Origin of the sequence: Aquabacter spiritensis (assembly GCF_004346185.1) — a bacterium.
Taxonomy (GTDB): Bacteria; Pseudomonadota; Alphaproteobacteria; order Rhizobiales; family Xanthobacteraceae; genus Aquabacter; species Aquabacter spiritensis.
Map to the genome: position 1 here is coordinate 252019 of NZ_SMAI01000003.1, position 13142 is coordinate 265160.

The 13142-nt window shown below is 68.0% G+C and carries 15 protein-coding genes; 4 read left to right on the top strand and 11 right to left on the bottom strand.

The annotated features are described in order from the left end of the window. The 8 genes from EDC64_RS07555 to EDC64_RS07590 form a co-directional block, all read right to left on the bottom strand. Positions 1–162, bottom strand: a complete 162-nt coding sequence (locus EDC64_RS07555; protein WP_132030656.1) for a cbb3-type cytochrome c oxidase subunit 3 — start codon at positions 160–162, stop codon at positions 1–3. 3 nt (positions 163–165) lie between these two features. Then, positions 166–915, bottom strand: a complete 750-nt coding sequence (gene ccoO / locus EDC64_RS07560) for a cytochrome-c oxidase, cbb3-type subunit II (RefSeq protein ID WP_132030657.1) — start codon at positions 913–915, stop codon at positions 166–168. An 11-nt stretch (positions 916–926) separates the two neighbouring features. Continuing rightward, on the bottom strand, positions 927–2600 hold the full coding sequence (gene ccoN / locus EDC64_RS07565) for a cytochrome-c oxidase, cbb3-type subunit I (protein WP_420808950.1): 1674 nt from the start codon (positions 2598–2600) through the stop codon (positions 927–929). Positions 2601–2769: 169 nt separating this feature from the next. Further along, the gene (gene uraD, locus EDC64_RS07570; protein ID WP_132030658.1) at positions 2770–3669 is read right to left on the bottom strand and encodes a 2-oxo-4-hydroxy-4-carboxy-5-ureidoimidazoline decarboxylase; all 900 of its coding nucleotides are present in this window, start codon (positions 3667–3669) and stop codon (positions 2770–2772) included. 29 nt (positions 3670–3698) lie between these two features. Next, positions 3699–4688: an ABC transporter substrate-binding protein gene (locus EDC64_RS07575; protein WP_132030659.1), complete on the bottom strand. Its 990-nt coding sequence runs from the start codon at positions 4686–4688 to the stop codon at positions 3699–3701. A 3-nt stretch (positions 4689–4691) separates the two neighbouring features. Next, a complete protein-coding gene (locus EDC64_RS07580) occupies positions 4692–6191 on the bottom strand; it encodes a tripartite tricarboxylate transporter permease (RefSeq protein WP_132030660.1) in 1500 nt (499 codons plus the stop codon). Between the two features lie 9 nt (positions 6192–6200). Continuing rightward, a complete protein-coding gene (locus EDC64_RS07585; RefSeq protein ID WP_165933675.1) occupies positions 6201–6656 on the bottom strand; it encodes a tripartite tricarboxylate transporter TctB family protein in 456 nt (151 codons plus the stop codon). Positions 6657–6666: 10 nt separating this feature from the next. Beyond that, complete coding sequence (locus EDC64_RS07590; RefSeq protein WP_165933676.1) at positions 6667–7674, bottom strand: Bug family tripartite tricarboxylate transporter substrate binding protein; 1008 nt, start codon at positions 7672–7674, stop codon at positions 6667–6669. Between the two features lie 128 nt (positions 7675–7802). Between EDC64_RS07590 and EDC64_RS07595 the strand changes: the two genes are divergently transcribed. Further along, a complete protein-coding gene (locus EDC64_RS07595; protein ID WP_132030663.1) occupies positions 7803–8750 on the top strand; it encodes a LysR family transcriptional regulator in 948 nt (315 codons plus the stop codon). Here the strand turns inward: EDC64_RS07595 and EDC64_RS23485 are convergent. After that, positions 8747–8914 (bottom strand): hypothetical protein, encoded by a 168-nt coding sequence (locus EDC64_RS23485; protein ID WP_165933677.1) that lies wholly within the window; start codon positions 8912–8914, stop codon positions 8747–8749. The genes EDC64_RS07595 and EDC64_RS23485 overlap by 4 nt on opposite strands. On the opposite strand from EDC64_RS23485, the gene EDC64_RS07600 reads away from it, so the two are divergent. The 3 genes from EDC64_RS07600 (at position 8901) to EDC64_RS07610 (ending at position 11419) form a co-directional block, all read left to right on the top strand. Next, positions 8901–9482 (top strand): amino acid synthesis family protein, encoded by a 582-nt coding sequence (locus EDC64_RS07600; RefSeq protein ID WP_132030664.1) that lies wholly within the window; start codon positions 8901–8903, stop codon positions 9480–9482. The genes EDC64_RS23485 and EDC64_RS07600 overlap by 14 nt on opposite strands. Before the next feature lie 21 nt (positions 9483–9503). Beyond that, a complete protein-coding gene (locus EDC64_RS07605) occupies positions 9504–10700 on the top strand; it encodes an amidohydrolase family protein (RefSeq protein ID WP_132030665.1) in 1197 nt (398 codons plus the stop codon). A gap of 101 nt (positions 10701–10801) precedes the next feature. Further along, a complete protein-coding gene (locus EDC64_RS07610) occupies positions 10802–11419 on the top strand; it encodes a MarR family winged helix-turn-helix transcriptional regulator (RefSeq protein WP_132030666.1) in 618 nt (205 codons plus the stop codon). 72 nt (positions 11420–11491) lie between these two features. Here EDC64_RS07610 and hpaH read toward each other — a convergent pair whose 3' ends face one another. Together hpaH and EDC64_RS07620 are read right to left on the bottom strand one after the other, a co-directional pair. Continuing rightward, the gene (hpaH, locus tag EDC64_RS07615; RefSeq protein WP_132030667.1) at positions 11492–12274 is read right to left on the bottom strand and encodes a 2-oxo-hept-4-ene-1,7-dioate hydratase; all 783 of its coding nucleotides are present in this window, start codon (positions 12272–12274) and stop codon (positions 11492–11494) included. A 39-nt stretch (positions 12275–12313) separates the two neighbouring features. Continuing rightward, on the bottom strand, positions 12314–13006 hold the full coding sequence (locus EDC64_RS07620; RefSeq protein ID WP_132030668.1) for a GntR family transcriptional regulator: 693 nt from the start codon (positions 13004–13006) through the stop codon (positions 12314–12316). Between the last annotated feature and the right edge of the window lie 136 nt (positions 13007–13142).

Below are 13142 nucleotides of genomic sequence, written 5' to 3' on the forward strand. Positions count from 1 at the left end.
TCAATCCTCTTTCAGCGGGATCTGCGCGGCCTCGTCGAAGGCCTTCTTGCGCTTTTTCGACGGCCAGAACGCGTAGGCGACGACGCCGAGGAAGCCGATGAAGAAGATCAGCAGCCCCCAGGTCTGGGCGAAGGCGGCGAGGGACAGATAGGTCTCGCGCATGGCTCACCTCACATTCGCTTTGTCGTCGTAGAGCTTGAAGTCGACGAGGGTGCCGAGCATCTGGAGATAGGCGACGAGCGCGTCCGCCTCGGTGAGGCGCCCCGGATTGCCGTCGAAGTCGCGCACCTGCGCCTTGGGATAGCGTGCGAGCAAAGCGTCGCCGTCCGCCGCGTCCGTCGTCGCCTGCGTCTTCAGGTCGTCGCCCGCCGCCGCGATCATGTCGTCGGTATAGGGCACGCCCTCGAGCCGGAGGACCTTCATGTCCTGGGCGATGTGCTTGCCGTCGAGGCGGGTCTGCGCCAGCCAGGAATAAGACGGCATGATCGAGGCCGGCACCACGGAGCGCGGGTCGTTGAGGTGCTCGACGTGCCAGAGGTCGGAATATTTGCCGCCGACCCGCGCGAGGTCGGGCCCCGTGCGCTTCGAACCCCATTGGAAGGGGTGGTCGTACATGCTCTCGGCGGCGAGCGAATAATGCCCGTAGCGCTCGACCTCGTCGCGCAGCGGCCGGATCATCTGGCTGTGGCAATTGTAGCAGCCCTCGCGCACATAGATGCGCCGGCCGGCGAGTTCGAGCGGCGTATAGGGGCGCATCCCCTCCACGGTCTCGATCGTGCTGCGCAGGTAGAACAGGGGCACGATCTCGACCAGGCCGCCGATCGAGATGACGAGGAGCACGCCGAGCAGCAGGATCGAGGAATGCTTCTCGAAAATGGCGTGGCGGGCCCAGAGCGAGGCGGATTTCGTGGACATCGGGATCTCCGTCATTCCGCGGCGGCGAGCTGAAGACCGGCGGCCGCTTCGGCCGTGTCGGGCTCCGCCTTGCGGATGGTCATCACCACGTTCCAGGCCATGATCAGCGCGCCGGCGAGGAACAGGATCCCGCCCACCGCGCGGATGACATAGAGCGGGTGCATGGCCTCGACGGTCTCGATGAAGGAATATTCGAGGAAGCCGAGCGAGGTATAAGCGCGCCACATCAGCCCCTGGAGGATGCCGGCGACCCACATCGAGGAGATGTAGAGCACGATGCCGAGCGTCGAGATCCAGAAGTGCCAGTTGATGGCCTTGACCGAATACATCTCACGCCGGTGCCACAGCCAGGGAACGAGGCAGTAGATCGCGCCGAAGGAGATATAGGCGACCCAGCCGAGCGCGCCGGAATGCACGTGGCCGATCGTCCATTCGGTGTAATGGCTGAGCGAGTTGACCGCCTTCACCGACATCATCGGCCCTTCGAAGGTCGACATGCCGTAGAAGGCGACGGAGACCACCATCATGCGCAGCACGGGGTCGGTGCGCAGCTTGTCCCAGGCACCCGACAGGGTCATCAGGCCGTTGATCATGCCGCCCCAGGAGGGCATCCACAGCATGATCGAGAAGGTCATGCCCAGCGTCTGCGCCCAGTCGGGCAGCGCGGTATAGTGCAGATGGTGCGGGCCGGCCCAGATATAGAGGAAGATCAGCGCCCAGAAATGGACGATCGAGAGCCGGTAGGAATAGACCGGCCGGTCGGCGCGCTTGGGGATGAAATAATACATCAGCGCCAGGAAGCCGGCGGTAAGGAAGAAGCCGACCGCATTGTGCCCGTACCACCACTGCACCATGGCATCCTGCACGCCGGACCAGACGATGTAGGAATTGGGCGAGAAGACCGAGACCGGCACCGTGGCATTGTTGCCGAGATGCAGCACGGCGATGGTCACGATGAAGGCGAGATAGAACCAGTTGGCGACATAGATGTGCGGCTCGGTGCGCTTCAGCAGCGTCAGCAGGAAGACCGCGAAATAGGTCACCCAGACGACCGTCAGGAACAGGTCGGCATACCATTCCGGCTCGGCATATTCCTTGCCCTGGGTGATGCCGAGGAGATAGCCGGTGCCCGCCACCAGGATGAAGAAATTGTAGCCCAGCACGACGAACCAGGGCGCCAGATCGCCGGCGAGGCGGGCACGGCTGGTGCGCTGGACGACGTAGAAGGAGGTGCCGACCAGAACGTTGCCGCCGAACGCGAAGATCACCGCGGAGGTGTGGAGCGGGCGCAACCGGCCGAAGGCGGTGTAGGGTAGGTCGAAATTCAGCATCGGAAAGGCGAGCTGCAGGGCGATGATCACCCCGATCAGGAATCCCGCAATTCCCCAGAAGACCGCGAACAGCGTGGCCACCTTGACCGGGCCCATATTGTAATTGGGCTTGCCGTCGATGGTCTGCGCCGGCAGCGCCGCCGGACGGTCCATGTAGCGGTTGCCGACCGCGAACACGGTGGCGATGCTCGCGGCGGCGAACAGGAAGGCGTGAAAGCCGAAGGCGCCGGTCTGGGCCTTGGCCATGACGATGATGGAAAAGCAGGCGAGCACCACGGCGAGGGCCAAGGCGATCATCTCGCCATCGGTCATGGTCTTCTGCTCGGTGTCGGGCACATCGCGGACGGTCGGCATGGGCAATCCCCTGCTTCGGCCGCGAGACGGCCCAAGCTTCGCGAGGCACCATGCGGTCGCCGCGCGGGCGGCTCCTTGATGCACGTCAAAGGGGATCGGAACGCGCCGTCGCCCGCCGCACGCGCGCAGGGACCGCCGAGGCGGGAGCGCCCCCGCTTGGGCGAGAGCGCTACTGGCCGCGATAGGTGGCGTAGGCCCAGGGCGTGATGGTGAGCGGAACGTGATAATCCCCGGTCGGCTCGTCGATCGAAAAGACGATCGGCACCACGTCGAGGAACGGCCACGGCCCATCCACCGCGCCGATGCTGCGGAAATAGTCGCCGACATGGAAGCGCAGCTCGTAGCGCCCGATGCGCAGCGGCTGCCCGGAAATGAGCGGCGCGCCGGTCTGGCCGTGGCTGTCCGTCACCGTCTCGATCAGCGCCGCGCCGGTGCTGCAGGGCAAGGCGCTGTCGACCTGATGGAGCGCGAGACGCAGACCCTGCGCCGGCTGGCCGCGGCTGGTGTCGAGGACATGGGTGGTGAGGCGGCCCTCGAGATCGGCAAGGCCATGATCGGCGATTCGCGCCGCGAGCCGGTAGCGCGTGATCAGGCCGATCTCGCGCAGCGTCGCGGCGATTTCCGCCTCGCGGCTGTTGCCGAGGCGCTGCGCGAAGACCTGGCGCATGGCGGCGACGGTGTAGTGCCGCGCGCAAAGGATGAAGGGGAAGCCGAACCGGGTCCGGTAGGCCGCGTTCAGGCGGTCCCACCACGCCTCCTCCTCGTGCGGCAGCCGATCCAAAGCGAGGGCGCCTTGTTCGCGGATGGAATCCGGCGTCATTGCTCCGGTCCGGGCCGCCGGCCCGGCGAGTTCGGGATGGCCGCAGAACACGGCGACGCGGGCGTCCTCGGGGAGCGCGCCGACGATCGCGAGCATCGCCGTGTGGAGGGCGTCGGCGGTGGCGAACGGCCGCTGCGCGGCGGCCTGCGCGGCGACCCAGGGGGCGTGTTCGAACACGTCGGCGAGCTGCGCGGCGAAGACGGACGCGGGGCAGGCATTGAGGTCGGCGAGGGAGAGGGGCGCGGTCATGGCGAGGCTCCGGCTGGCAGGCAGCGAGGTCACGGGGCGGCGACGGGCGTCCGGACCCGAAGCGGCGGAGGCGGGAGGAAAGCGGGGTCGAAGATGTCGCCGATGTCCGGGACGCGCGGGAGATCCTTGGCGCCGGCAATGGTCGCGATGGCGGCGCCGAGGCGCGCCGGATCGACCGGCCCGATGCCGGCAGTCGCCGCCTCGGGATGCGCCATTTCGAGCCCCAATGTCCCGACGAGCCGCGCCCGGTTCGCGGCGCGGTCGATGGCGGGATCGCGCCGCACCACCGCGTCGGTCGCCGCCTCGATGTCGGCGACCACGTCGGCGAGGCCCCGATTGATCGCGCGCACCAGCCCCCCAACGGCCTCCGGGCGGGTGGCGCGCAGCGCCCGCGACACCATGACGGCGGCGCCGTACAGCGCCGGCACATGGACCCGCCATTCCAGATGCCGCAGCAGCGCGGCCGGATCGAGGCCCGCCTCCAGAGTCTGGGCGTCGAGGGTGTTGACGAAGCCGAACAGGCCGTCCCACCGGCCCGCGAGCATCAGCGGGACCATCTCCTTGTGCGGCAGATCGCAGAATTCGATCCGGATGCCGGAGGGGTCGAGGCCGGTCGCGCGGCAGAATTCCGGAAACATCCGCCAGGCCGCGTCATTGGGATGCGCGGCGAGCCGGCGGCCGGCGAGGTCGCGCGGCGCCCGCACCGGACCCGCGGCCGGCACCGCGAGCGTGTAAGGCGAGCGGTTGTGCATCGCGAACACCGCGATCGGCGCGGTTTCGGGATGGACGGCCGCATATTCCACGAGCGCGTTCAGGTCGCCATAGCCGGCGTCGAACCCCGCTTCGGCGATGCGCGGCACGGCGTTCGCCAGGGTGTCCCCCGCCGTGAAGCGGACGTCGAGCCCTTCGTCGCGGAAGTAACCGCGGTCGTCGGCCACGAAGAACCAGGCCTGTGGACCCGAATAGAACGTGTTCAGGATGAAATTCAGGCGCAGGGGCGCCGGGATCGCGGGCGGCATCTGTCACTCCTCGCGCAAGGCGACGGCGCGGGTGCGCTTGACGCTGGGCAGGACCATCACCGCGAGCAAAGCGGCGGACACGAGCAGCAGGCCGGCGCTGATCGGGCGGTCGATGAAGGTGGCGGGATCGCCGCCCGCCAGCAGCATGGCGCGCTTGAAATTCTCCTCCATCATCGGACCGAGGATGAAGCCGAGCACCAAGGGGGTGGGCTCGAAGCCGAGCTTCGCCATGACATAGCCCAGCACCCCGGCGCCGACCGCGAGATAGACGTCGAACGCCTGGTTCGCGATCGAATAGACGCCGATCGCGCTGAAGAAGAGGATGGCGGGGAACATCAGCCGGTAGGGCACCTGGAGCAGCTTCACCCAGAGCCCGACGAGCGGCAGGTTGAGGACCAGCAGCATCAGATTGCCGATCCACATGCTGGCGATCATCCCCCAGAACAGGGGGGCGTGCTCGGTCATGACCTGGGGACCGGGAATGATGCCCTGGATCGTCATCGCCCCGGCCATGACCGCCATGATGGCGTTGGAGGGAACGCCGAGCGTGAGCAGCGGGATGAACGAGGTCTGCGCCCCGGCATTGTTGGCGGCCTCCGGCGCCGCCACGCCGGCGATGGCGCCCTTGCCGAAGCGGTCCGGCGTGCGCGACAGCTTCTTCTCCAGCGCATAGGCACCGAACGAGGCGAGCAGGGCGCCGCCGCCGGGCAGGACCCCGAGGATCGAGCCGAGGAAGGTCCCGCGCACGATGGGCATCGCGCTTTCGGACAGTTCGGCCCGCGTCGGAAACAGATCCCGCAGCGGGATCGCGGCGACCCGCGTCAGATCCCGTTCCAGATTGAGGATGATTTCGGTGAGGCCGAACAGGCCGACGGCGATGGCGACGAAGCTCATGCCGTCGGCCATCGCGTCGATGCCGAAGGTGAGGCGCGGCATCGGCGAGTTGGCGTCGGTGCCGGCCAGCCCGAGGAAGATCCCGAACAGGATCATCACCGCGGCCTTGTGGAGCGCCCCGGTGGCGAGGACCATCGAGCAGACGAGGCCGAGGACCATCAGCGAGAAATATTCCACCGGGCCGAACTTCAGCGCGAGCGCCGCCATAGCGGGGCCGAACTGGGCGATGAGCACGGTCGAGACGGTGCCGGCGAAGAAGGAGGCGATGGCGGCGATGGCGAGCGCCGCGCCGGCCCGGCCGCGCCGGGCCATGGCATAGCCGTCGAGCGTGGTGGCGACGGAATTGGCTTCGCCCGGCAGATTGACCAGGATCGCGGTGGTCGAGCCGCCATATTGCGCGCCGTAATAGATCCCCGCGAGCATGATCAGCGAGGTGGTCGGCGCGAGGTGGAAGGTCAGGGGCAGGAGCATCGCCATGGTGGCGACCGCGCCGATTCCCGGCAGGACGCCGATCAGCGTCCCCAGCAGGACGCCGAGGAAGCAGAACAGGAGGTTGTCGAACCCCGCCGCCACGCCGAGGCCGAGCGAGATGTTCTGGGCGAGGTCCATGGCATGTCCTCAGCGGGGCCAGATCGGGATGGCGAGGCCGAGGCCCTTGACGAAGGCCAGGGCGCCGAAGAGCGCGAGGACCGCACACAAGGCCGGCGTCTCGCGGTGGCGCGTGATCGGGCTCGCAAAGCTCGCGACGAGGGTCGCGGCGACCACCGCCAGCACGATCCCATAGCGGTCGACGAGCAGGCCGAAGATCACCACCGCGCCGGAGATTGCGACCAGGGGGCGCCAGTGCACCGCCTCCTGGACCTCCCGGCCGTCCCACAGCCCGCCGAAGGTCATGGCGGCCCCGGTGAGGAGGATCAGCCAGGCCAAAGCGAGAGGTACGTAGCCCGGACCCATTTCCTGCGCGGTGCCGATCTCGAGATCGCCGACCGCAAGGTGGCAGACGCCGCCCAGGATCAGGATGAAGAGCCCGGACAGGAACTCCGTGCGGCGGAGCAGACCGGCGAGGTTCGGCATGGCACCGTCCTCACTTCTCCGTGGCGCCGGCATCGATGATGAGCGGCCGCCACACGGCGATCTGGTCGGCGACGAAGGCGGCATATTGCGCGCTCGTCATCGGCTTGGTCTCGATGCCCCAGGTCGAGAGCTTGTCCTTCACCGCGGGGGTGGCGACGGCGGCGGCCACCGCGTCGTGGATCTTGGCCACGAGCTCGGGCGGCATGCCGGCCGGGCCGGAGACGCCGAGCCAGTTCTCGAGCACGATGTCGAGGCCCTGTTCGCGGAAGGTCGGCACGTCGGGGGCCTGCGAAATCCGCTCGGGCGCGGCGACGCCGATCGCCACCGCCTCGCCCGATTTGATCATGGGGACGTTCTGGGCGAGCAGGTCGTAATAGGATTTCAGCACGCCGGCCTTGAAATCCTGGATCGCCGGCGCGCTGCCTTTATAGGGCACGTGCACCATCTGGATGCCGGCCTTCTTCTTCACCGCCTCGCCGAGAATGTGGCTGATCGAGCCGACGCCGCTGGAGCCGTAGGTCAGCTTGGGATCGGCCTTGGCGAGCGCGACGAAGCCGTTCAGATCCTTCACGCCGAGCGAAGGCTGCACCATGAGGCCGGGCGCCGAGGCGCCGATATAGGCGATGTGGGTGAAGTCCTTGACCGGATCGTAGGGGATCTTCTTGAACTGGGTGGGGGCGATGGTGAAGGGCGCGTTGTTGGCGAGGATCAGGGTGTAGCCGTCGGGAGCCTCCTTGCGCACCAGTTCGGCGGCGACGGTGCCGCCGGCGCCGGGGCGGTTGTCGACCAGGACCTGCTGGCCGAGCCGTTCCGTCAGGTTCTGGCCGATCAGCCGCGCGACGATGTCGCTGGTGCCGCCGGGCGGGAAGGTGACGACGATCCGGATCGGCTTCTGCGGCCAGTCGGAGGCCTGAGCGAAAGCGCCGGGAGACGGCAAAGCGACGGCGGCGGCGAGCGCCAGAGCGGAGCCGAGAAGGGCTCTGCGGGAAGCGGTCCGGATCAGGCTGGAAAACGGCATCGCAAGGTCCTCTGGAAGCTGGTGCGGCGGGTTGATCCACCGTTCTGAAGCCGAGGCTAGGGGTGAACTGCGTTGCCGTCCATCGCAGCTTGAGCAATGATGCATTCGAAAAATTAGGATGAAAAAGGATGCGGCCCTCCTTCGTCCCCGCGGCGCTGCGCTATGTCGATCAGGTCGCCCGCTCCGGGTCGATCCAGCAGGCCTCGCGCGAGCTGCGGGTCGCCGCCTCCGCCATCGACCGGCAGATCCTGCTGCTGGAGCAGGACCTCGGCGTGCCGCTGTTCGAGCGGCGCCCGCGCGGCATGCAGCTCACCGCGTCCGGCGAAGCGATCCTCGGCCTGATCCGGCGCTGGCGCATCGACGAGCGCCGCGCCATCGCCGAGATCCGGCGCCTGCAGGGCGTGCAGCAGGGGCACGTCCAGTTGTTCGCGATGGACAGCCACACCACCAGTTTCCTGCCGCGCCTCGTCGACCGGCTGGCGCAGGCGCATCCCCTGGTCTCGCTCGATATCGAGATCGGCAGCCCCGACGAGGCGCCGGCCGCCCTCCTCGCCGGCCGCGCCGACGTCGCGGTCGCCTTCAATCTGCCGCCGCGGCGGGATCTCCAGGTGCTGTGGCGCGAGGATCTGCCGATCGGCTGCGTCGTCGCGCCGTCGCATCCTTTGGCGGGCGCCCGCTCGGTCAGCATGCAGGAGATCTGCGCCCATCCCGTGGCCTTGCAGAGCAAGGCGCTCGCGATCCGGCGCTTTCTCGAAGCGCAATACAGCTGGCTTCTGGCGGGCGCGAAGGGGCAGGTGGAATCGAACTCGCTCCAGCTCGTGAAGCTGCTCGCCTGCAGCGGCCGCTATGCCGTGGTGACCTCCGAGCTCGACGCGGCGCCGGAATTGATCTCCGGCGCCCTGGTCTTCGTCCCGGTGCGGGACACGGGCGCGGAACCGCAGACGATCAGCATCGCGGTCGAGGCGAAAGGGGTGGATTCGGTGGTGCGGCTGGTGGCGCAGCACCTCACCGAGGCCGTCGCCGCGTGCCTCGCCGAGGTGCGTGCCGCGCGGGATCCGGCGCCGGCGCCCGGTTAGGCCGGATCGCTGAAACCGGATATTACTTCTTTTAAAAGCTTAAGTCGGAAGTTATCATTTTCGCACGGACCGTCGGGCTGCGGCACCGCGGCCTTGAACGAAGCCCAGAACACCGAAGCCCAGAACACGAAGCTCAGGAAAGAAGCGACGATGAAGATCGACATCCAGCGCCTCCTCACCATGATCGACCACAAGACCGTCGAAGCCGGCCGAAGCCACGACCAGCCGCTCCGCAAGGTCGCGGTGATCGCTTTGGTCAAGAATCCCTATGCCAGGCGCTATGTCGAGGACCTGTCCGAGATGATCGCGGCGAGCGAAGCGCTCGGCGCGGCGATGTCGGAGGCGGCGGTCGCCGCGATGGGCGGGCTTCCGGTCGAGAGCTACGGCAAAGGCGGGGTGGTCGGCATGGGCGGCGAGGTCGAACATGCCAATGCGATGCTCACCACCACCTTCGCCGAGCCGCTGCGCGCGGCGGTGGGCGGCGCGCTCGCCTGGATCCCGTCCTTCACCAAGCGCGCGCCCGCCGGGGCGCTGATCGACGTGCCCCTGGCGCACAAGGACGCGCTCTATGTCCGCTCGCATTATGACGGCATGACCCTGCGCCTGCCCGACGAGATGCCGGACGCGGACGAAGTGGCGCTGATCATCTGCCTCGCCAATCGCGGCCGCCTCAATGCCCGCGTCGGCGGCCTCGCCAGCGATGCGATCCGCGCCAAAGACGGCCTGCGCTGACATCCCGACCCGGAGGCCGACATGCGCACCGTCATCGTCAATCTGGGCCGGATCGTCACCGGCCGCCTCGACCGTCCGTTCGCGGAGGGCGATGCGATCGTCATGGAGGACGGCCTGATCCGCGCGGTGGGAACCGCGTCGTCGGCCGACCTCGCATCCGCCGACGTGGTGATCGATGCCGGCGGCACGATCGCCATTCCGGGCCTGATCGACAGTCACGTCCACATCACCTTCGGGGATTACACGCCGCGCCAGCGCGTGGTCGGCTATCTCGAAAGCTATCTCCATGGCGGCACCACGACCGCCATCACCGCCTCGGAGGTCCATGTGCCGGGGCGGCCGAAGGATCCCGCCGGGGTGAAGGCGCTCGCTTTGGCGGCGCAGGCCTGCTTCCGCGACTACCGGCCGGGGGGCATGCGGGTGCATGCCGGCTCGATCATCCTCGAACCGGGCCTCACCGAAGCCGATCTCGCCGAACTCGCGCAGGCGGGCATCTGGCTCGCCAAAGCCGGCTTCGGCGCCTTTGCGACGCCGCACGATTACGCCCCGCTGATGCGTGCGGCGCGCGACCTCGGCATGATCACCACCATGCATACTGGGGGATCCTCGATCCCCGGCTCGTCGGGGATCTGGGCCGAGCACGTCCTCGCCTCCCACCCGAACGTCTCGTTCCACGTCAATGGCGGGCCGGTCGCGATGCCCGAGGCGGGCTTTGCCCGCCTGGTCGAGGAGAGCGACATCGCGCTCCAGATCTGCACCGCCGGCAATCTGCGGACCGCGCTCCTGACCGCGCGGCTGCTGGAGGAAGCGGGCCAGTGCGAACGCCTGCTGATCGCGACCGACACGCCCACCGGCAGCGGGATCATGCCGCTCGGCATGTTCTACACCATCTCCCATCTCGCCAGCCTCGGCGGCATGCCGCCGGAACGCGCGATCGCCGCGGCGACCGGCAACAATGCGGAGGTCTACCGGCTGAATTCGGGCCGGCTGGAAGAAGGCCGCGACGCCGACGTGGTGCTGATCGATGCCTGCGCCGGCGGTTCGAAGACCGACGCCCTGTCGGCTCTGGTCAATGGCGACGTCCCGGCGGTGGGCGCGGTGGTGACGGCCGGCATCCCGCGCTTCGTCGGCCGCAGCCGGAACACCCCGGCCGCCATGAAGCCGGTGCGCGTCGCGCACTGCACGTTGCCGTTCGACTTCTCGGGCGCGGCGCACTGAACCCGGCGCCGCCCGAAAGCGATCGCGGGAGGACAGGCGACAAGAGAAGCTTTTGAAGTTAGGTAGCGGATGGGAAGATTCTGCATCCTGGGAGGACAGAAGTGGCGGAAGCAAAAGCGCTCGCGCGCCCGCGGGGACGACGCAAAGCATCGCCGGTCGACGCGCCGGCCGCCGAGGCGCCCGCGCCGCCGCTGACCGTCACCCGGCCGGAACTTCTGGTCGACGGCAGCGACCGCGAGTTCCGCCGCCTCGTCCATGCGCTGTTCGGCTTCCTCGTGCGCCATGAGGCTATCCGTTCGGGCCATGGCGAGCGGATCGGGCTCGCCGGCATCGAATATACCGTGCTGATCTCGATCGCCCATCTCGCGGCGAGCGAGCCGGCCTTGAGCGTGAACGGCCTGGCGAGCCACCTCCATCTCAGCGGGGCGTTCGTCACCACCGTCACCAACAAGCTGGCCCGCCAGGGCCTCGTCACGAAGACCCCCGATGCCGCCGACCGGCGGCGGGTCCAGCTTCAGGTCACCGACAAGGGGCGGCTCCTGCTGGCCGAACTCGCGCCGGTGCAGCGGCGCGTCAACGACATCGAATTCGAGAGCCTCAGCCGCGAGGATTTCAAATATCTCCTCGCTTTGATCGAGCGGATGGTCGACAGCGCCGACCGCGCGCTGAAGCTCCAGTCTTATCTCCAGGATCAGCCGGTCGAGACCCCGACGCCCTGAGCCTGTCCCCGAAGAGCGGGGCCGCGGTCCGCGTTCCGGACGTCGCGGCCCAGCCGGTGCCGGACGTCCCGTTCAGACGAACTGCACGGCGACGCTGCCGAGCGGGCCGAAATCGGCATGCAGCGTGTCGCCCTTGGCGGCCCAGACCGGGCGGGTGAAGGAGCCGGAGAGCATGAGGTGTCCCGGTTCGAGCACGGTGCCGAAGCGGCCGACCTTGTTGGCGAGCCAGGCGATGGCCATGGCGGGATGGCCGAGCACGCCGGCGGCGAGGCCGGTCTCCTCGATCTCGGAATTGCGGTAGAAGACCGCGCCGACCCAGCGCAGATCCACATCGGTCGGGCGCACCGGACGCCCGCCCAGCACGATGCCGGCGGCCGCGCCGTTGTCGGCGACGGTGTCGGTGATCTTTCGGGGATTCTGCACCCGGGAATCGATGATCTCGATCGAGGGCACGACCCATTCGGTGGCGCGCAGCACGTCGACGAGGCCGATCCCCGGGCCTTTCAGCGGCTCCTTGAGGATGAAGGTCAGTTCCGGCTCGACGCGCGGCACGCAATAATCCTCGAACCGGACCTTGGCGCCGTCGTTCAGCAGCATCGAATCGAGCAGATGGCCGTAATCCGGCTCGTCGATCTGCGAGGATTGCTGCATCGCCTTGGAGGTGAGGCCGATCTTGTGGCCGAGCAGCTTGGCGCCGCCGGCGACCTTGCGCGCCGTCACCATGCTGGAGATGGCGTAGGAATCCTCGATCTCGATATGCGGATAGGTCTTGGAGAGTTGCACGGCCGGCGTCTTGGTCGCTTCGGCGGCGAGCAGGATTTCGACGGCCGCTTGGCGTTCTGCTTCGGTCAACATGGGGATCCTATCGGTTGATATGGGAGACACGGGGGCGGGTCAGGCGTCGGGCAGTTCGTTCAGACTCATGGCGAGGCGGATCTGCTCGGCGGTTCGAAGGATGTGATCTTCTACGAGGCGGCAGGCCTTCAGGGTCTGGCGTTCGAGCGCGGCGCGGAAGATCGCGACGTGCTCCTCGTGCACGTTGCGCCGGCCGCCGGACACCATCCGCGACACCCGGCGGTAGCGCTCGGATTGCTGGTAGAGCTGTTCGCAGAGCCGGGTGAGGCAGGGTGAGCCCGAGCCCGAGACGAGGGCGGCATGGAAGGCGTGATTTCGCTCCTCCCACGCATTGAGCAATGCGGCGGGGCGTTCCGTCCCCGGGCTCGGCATGCCTTCCTCGAACTGGGAGAGCCGTTCGAACGCCTCCTTGACGCGCCGTTCCCAGGCGCTGCCGCCTTTGGCGATCGACGCGCTCAGCGCCTCGGTCTCCAGCATGGCCCGGACCCGCGAGACATCGTCGATCTCGTCGAGCGGGAGCGGCGCGACCCAGAAGCCGCGCTGCCCCTCGGACACCACGAGATGATCGCCCTGCAGCCGCGCCAGGGCTTCGCGCAACGGCGACATGCCGACCGCGCAGTCCTTCGCCAGAGCCTCCAGCTTCAGCTTTTGGCCGGCGCCCAGATGACCGTCGAGAATCTCCGCGCGGAGCTTCCGGTACGCCTTGTCCGCAAGGGTCTTGTCCGGGCTCACAGCGGCCGTCTCCCGAATTCCGTCTGGGCCAGTGATAGTCAAAATATCGAAAATTTCAACGCCTATGGCCGCGCATGATTGACACGGCCCCGGATATGGGACGTCAATATCGAAAATTAATCCTGCTTCGGATCCG

What these genes read in the sequence shown, in the direction of transcription:
- EDC64_RS07555 (WP_132030656.1), bottom strand. Translation starts at nt 162, where the DNA reads ATGCGCGAGACCTATCTGTCCCTCGCCGCCTTCGCCCAGACCTGGGGG.
- ccoO (WP_132030657.1), bottom strand. Translation starts at nt 915, where the DNA reads ATGTCCACGAAATCCGCCTCGCTCTGGGCCCGCCACGCCATTTTCGAG.
- ccoN (WP_420808950.1), bottom strand. Translation starts at nt 2,600, where the DNA reads ATGCCGACCGTCCGCGATGTGCCCGACACCGAGCAGAAGACCATGACC.
- uraD (WP_132030658.1), bottom strand. Translation starts at nt 3,669, where the DNA reads ATGACCGCGCCCCTCTCCCTCGCCGACCTCAATGCCTGCCCCGCGTCC.
- EDC64_RS07575 (WP_132030659.1), bottom strand. Translation starts at nt 4,688, where the DNA reads ATGCCGCCCGCGATCCCGGCGCCCCTGCGCCTGAATTTCATCCTGAAC.
- EDC64_RS07580 (WP_132030660.1), bottom strand. Translation starts at nt 6,191, where the DNA reads ATGGACCTCGCCCAGAACATCTCGCTCGGCCTCGGCGTGGCGGCGGGG.
- EDC64_RS07585 (WP_165933675.1), bottom strand. Translation starts at nt 6,656, where the DNA reads ATGCCGAACCTCGCCGGTCTGCTCCGCCGCACGGAGTTCCTGTCCGGG.
- EDC64_RS07590 (WP_165933676.1), bottom strand. Translation starts at nt 7,674, where the DNA reads ATGCCGTTTTCCAGCCTGATCCGGACCGCTTCCCGCAGAGCCCTTCTC.
- EDC64_RS07595 (WP_132030663.1), top strand. Translation starts at nt 7,803, where the DNA reads ATGCGGCCCTCCTTCGTCCCCGCGGCGCTGCGCTATGTCGATCAGGTC.
- EDC64_RS07600 (WP_132030664.1), top strand. Translation starts at nt 8,901, where the DNA reads ATGAAGATCGACATCCAGCGCCTCCTCACCATGATCGACCACAAGACC.
- EDC64_RS23485 (WP_165933677.1), bottom strand. Translation starts at nt 8,914, where the DNA reads ATGTCGATCTTCATCGTCGCTTCTTTCCTGAGCTTCGTGTTCTGGGCT.
- EDC64_RS07605 (WP_132030665.1), top strand. Translation starts at nt 9,504, where the DNA reads ATGCGCACCGTCATCGTCAATCTGGGCCGGATCGTCACCGGCCGCCTC.
- hpaH (WP_132030667.1), bottom strand. Translation starts at nt 12,274, where the DNA reads ATGTTGACCGAAGCAGAACGCCAAGCGGCCGTCGAAATCCTGCTCGCC.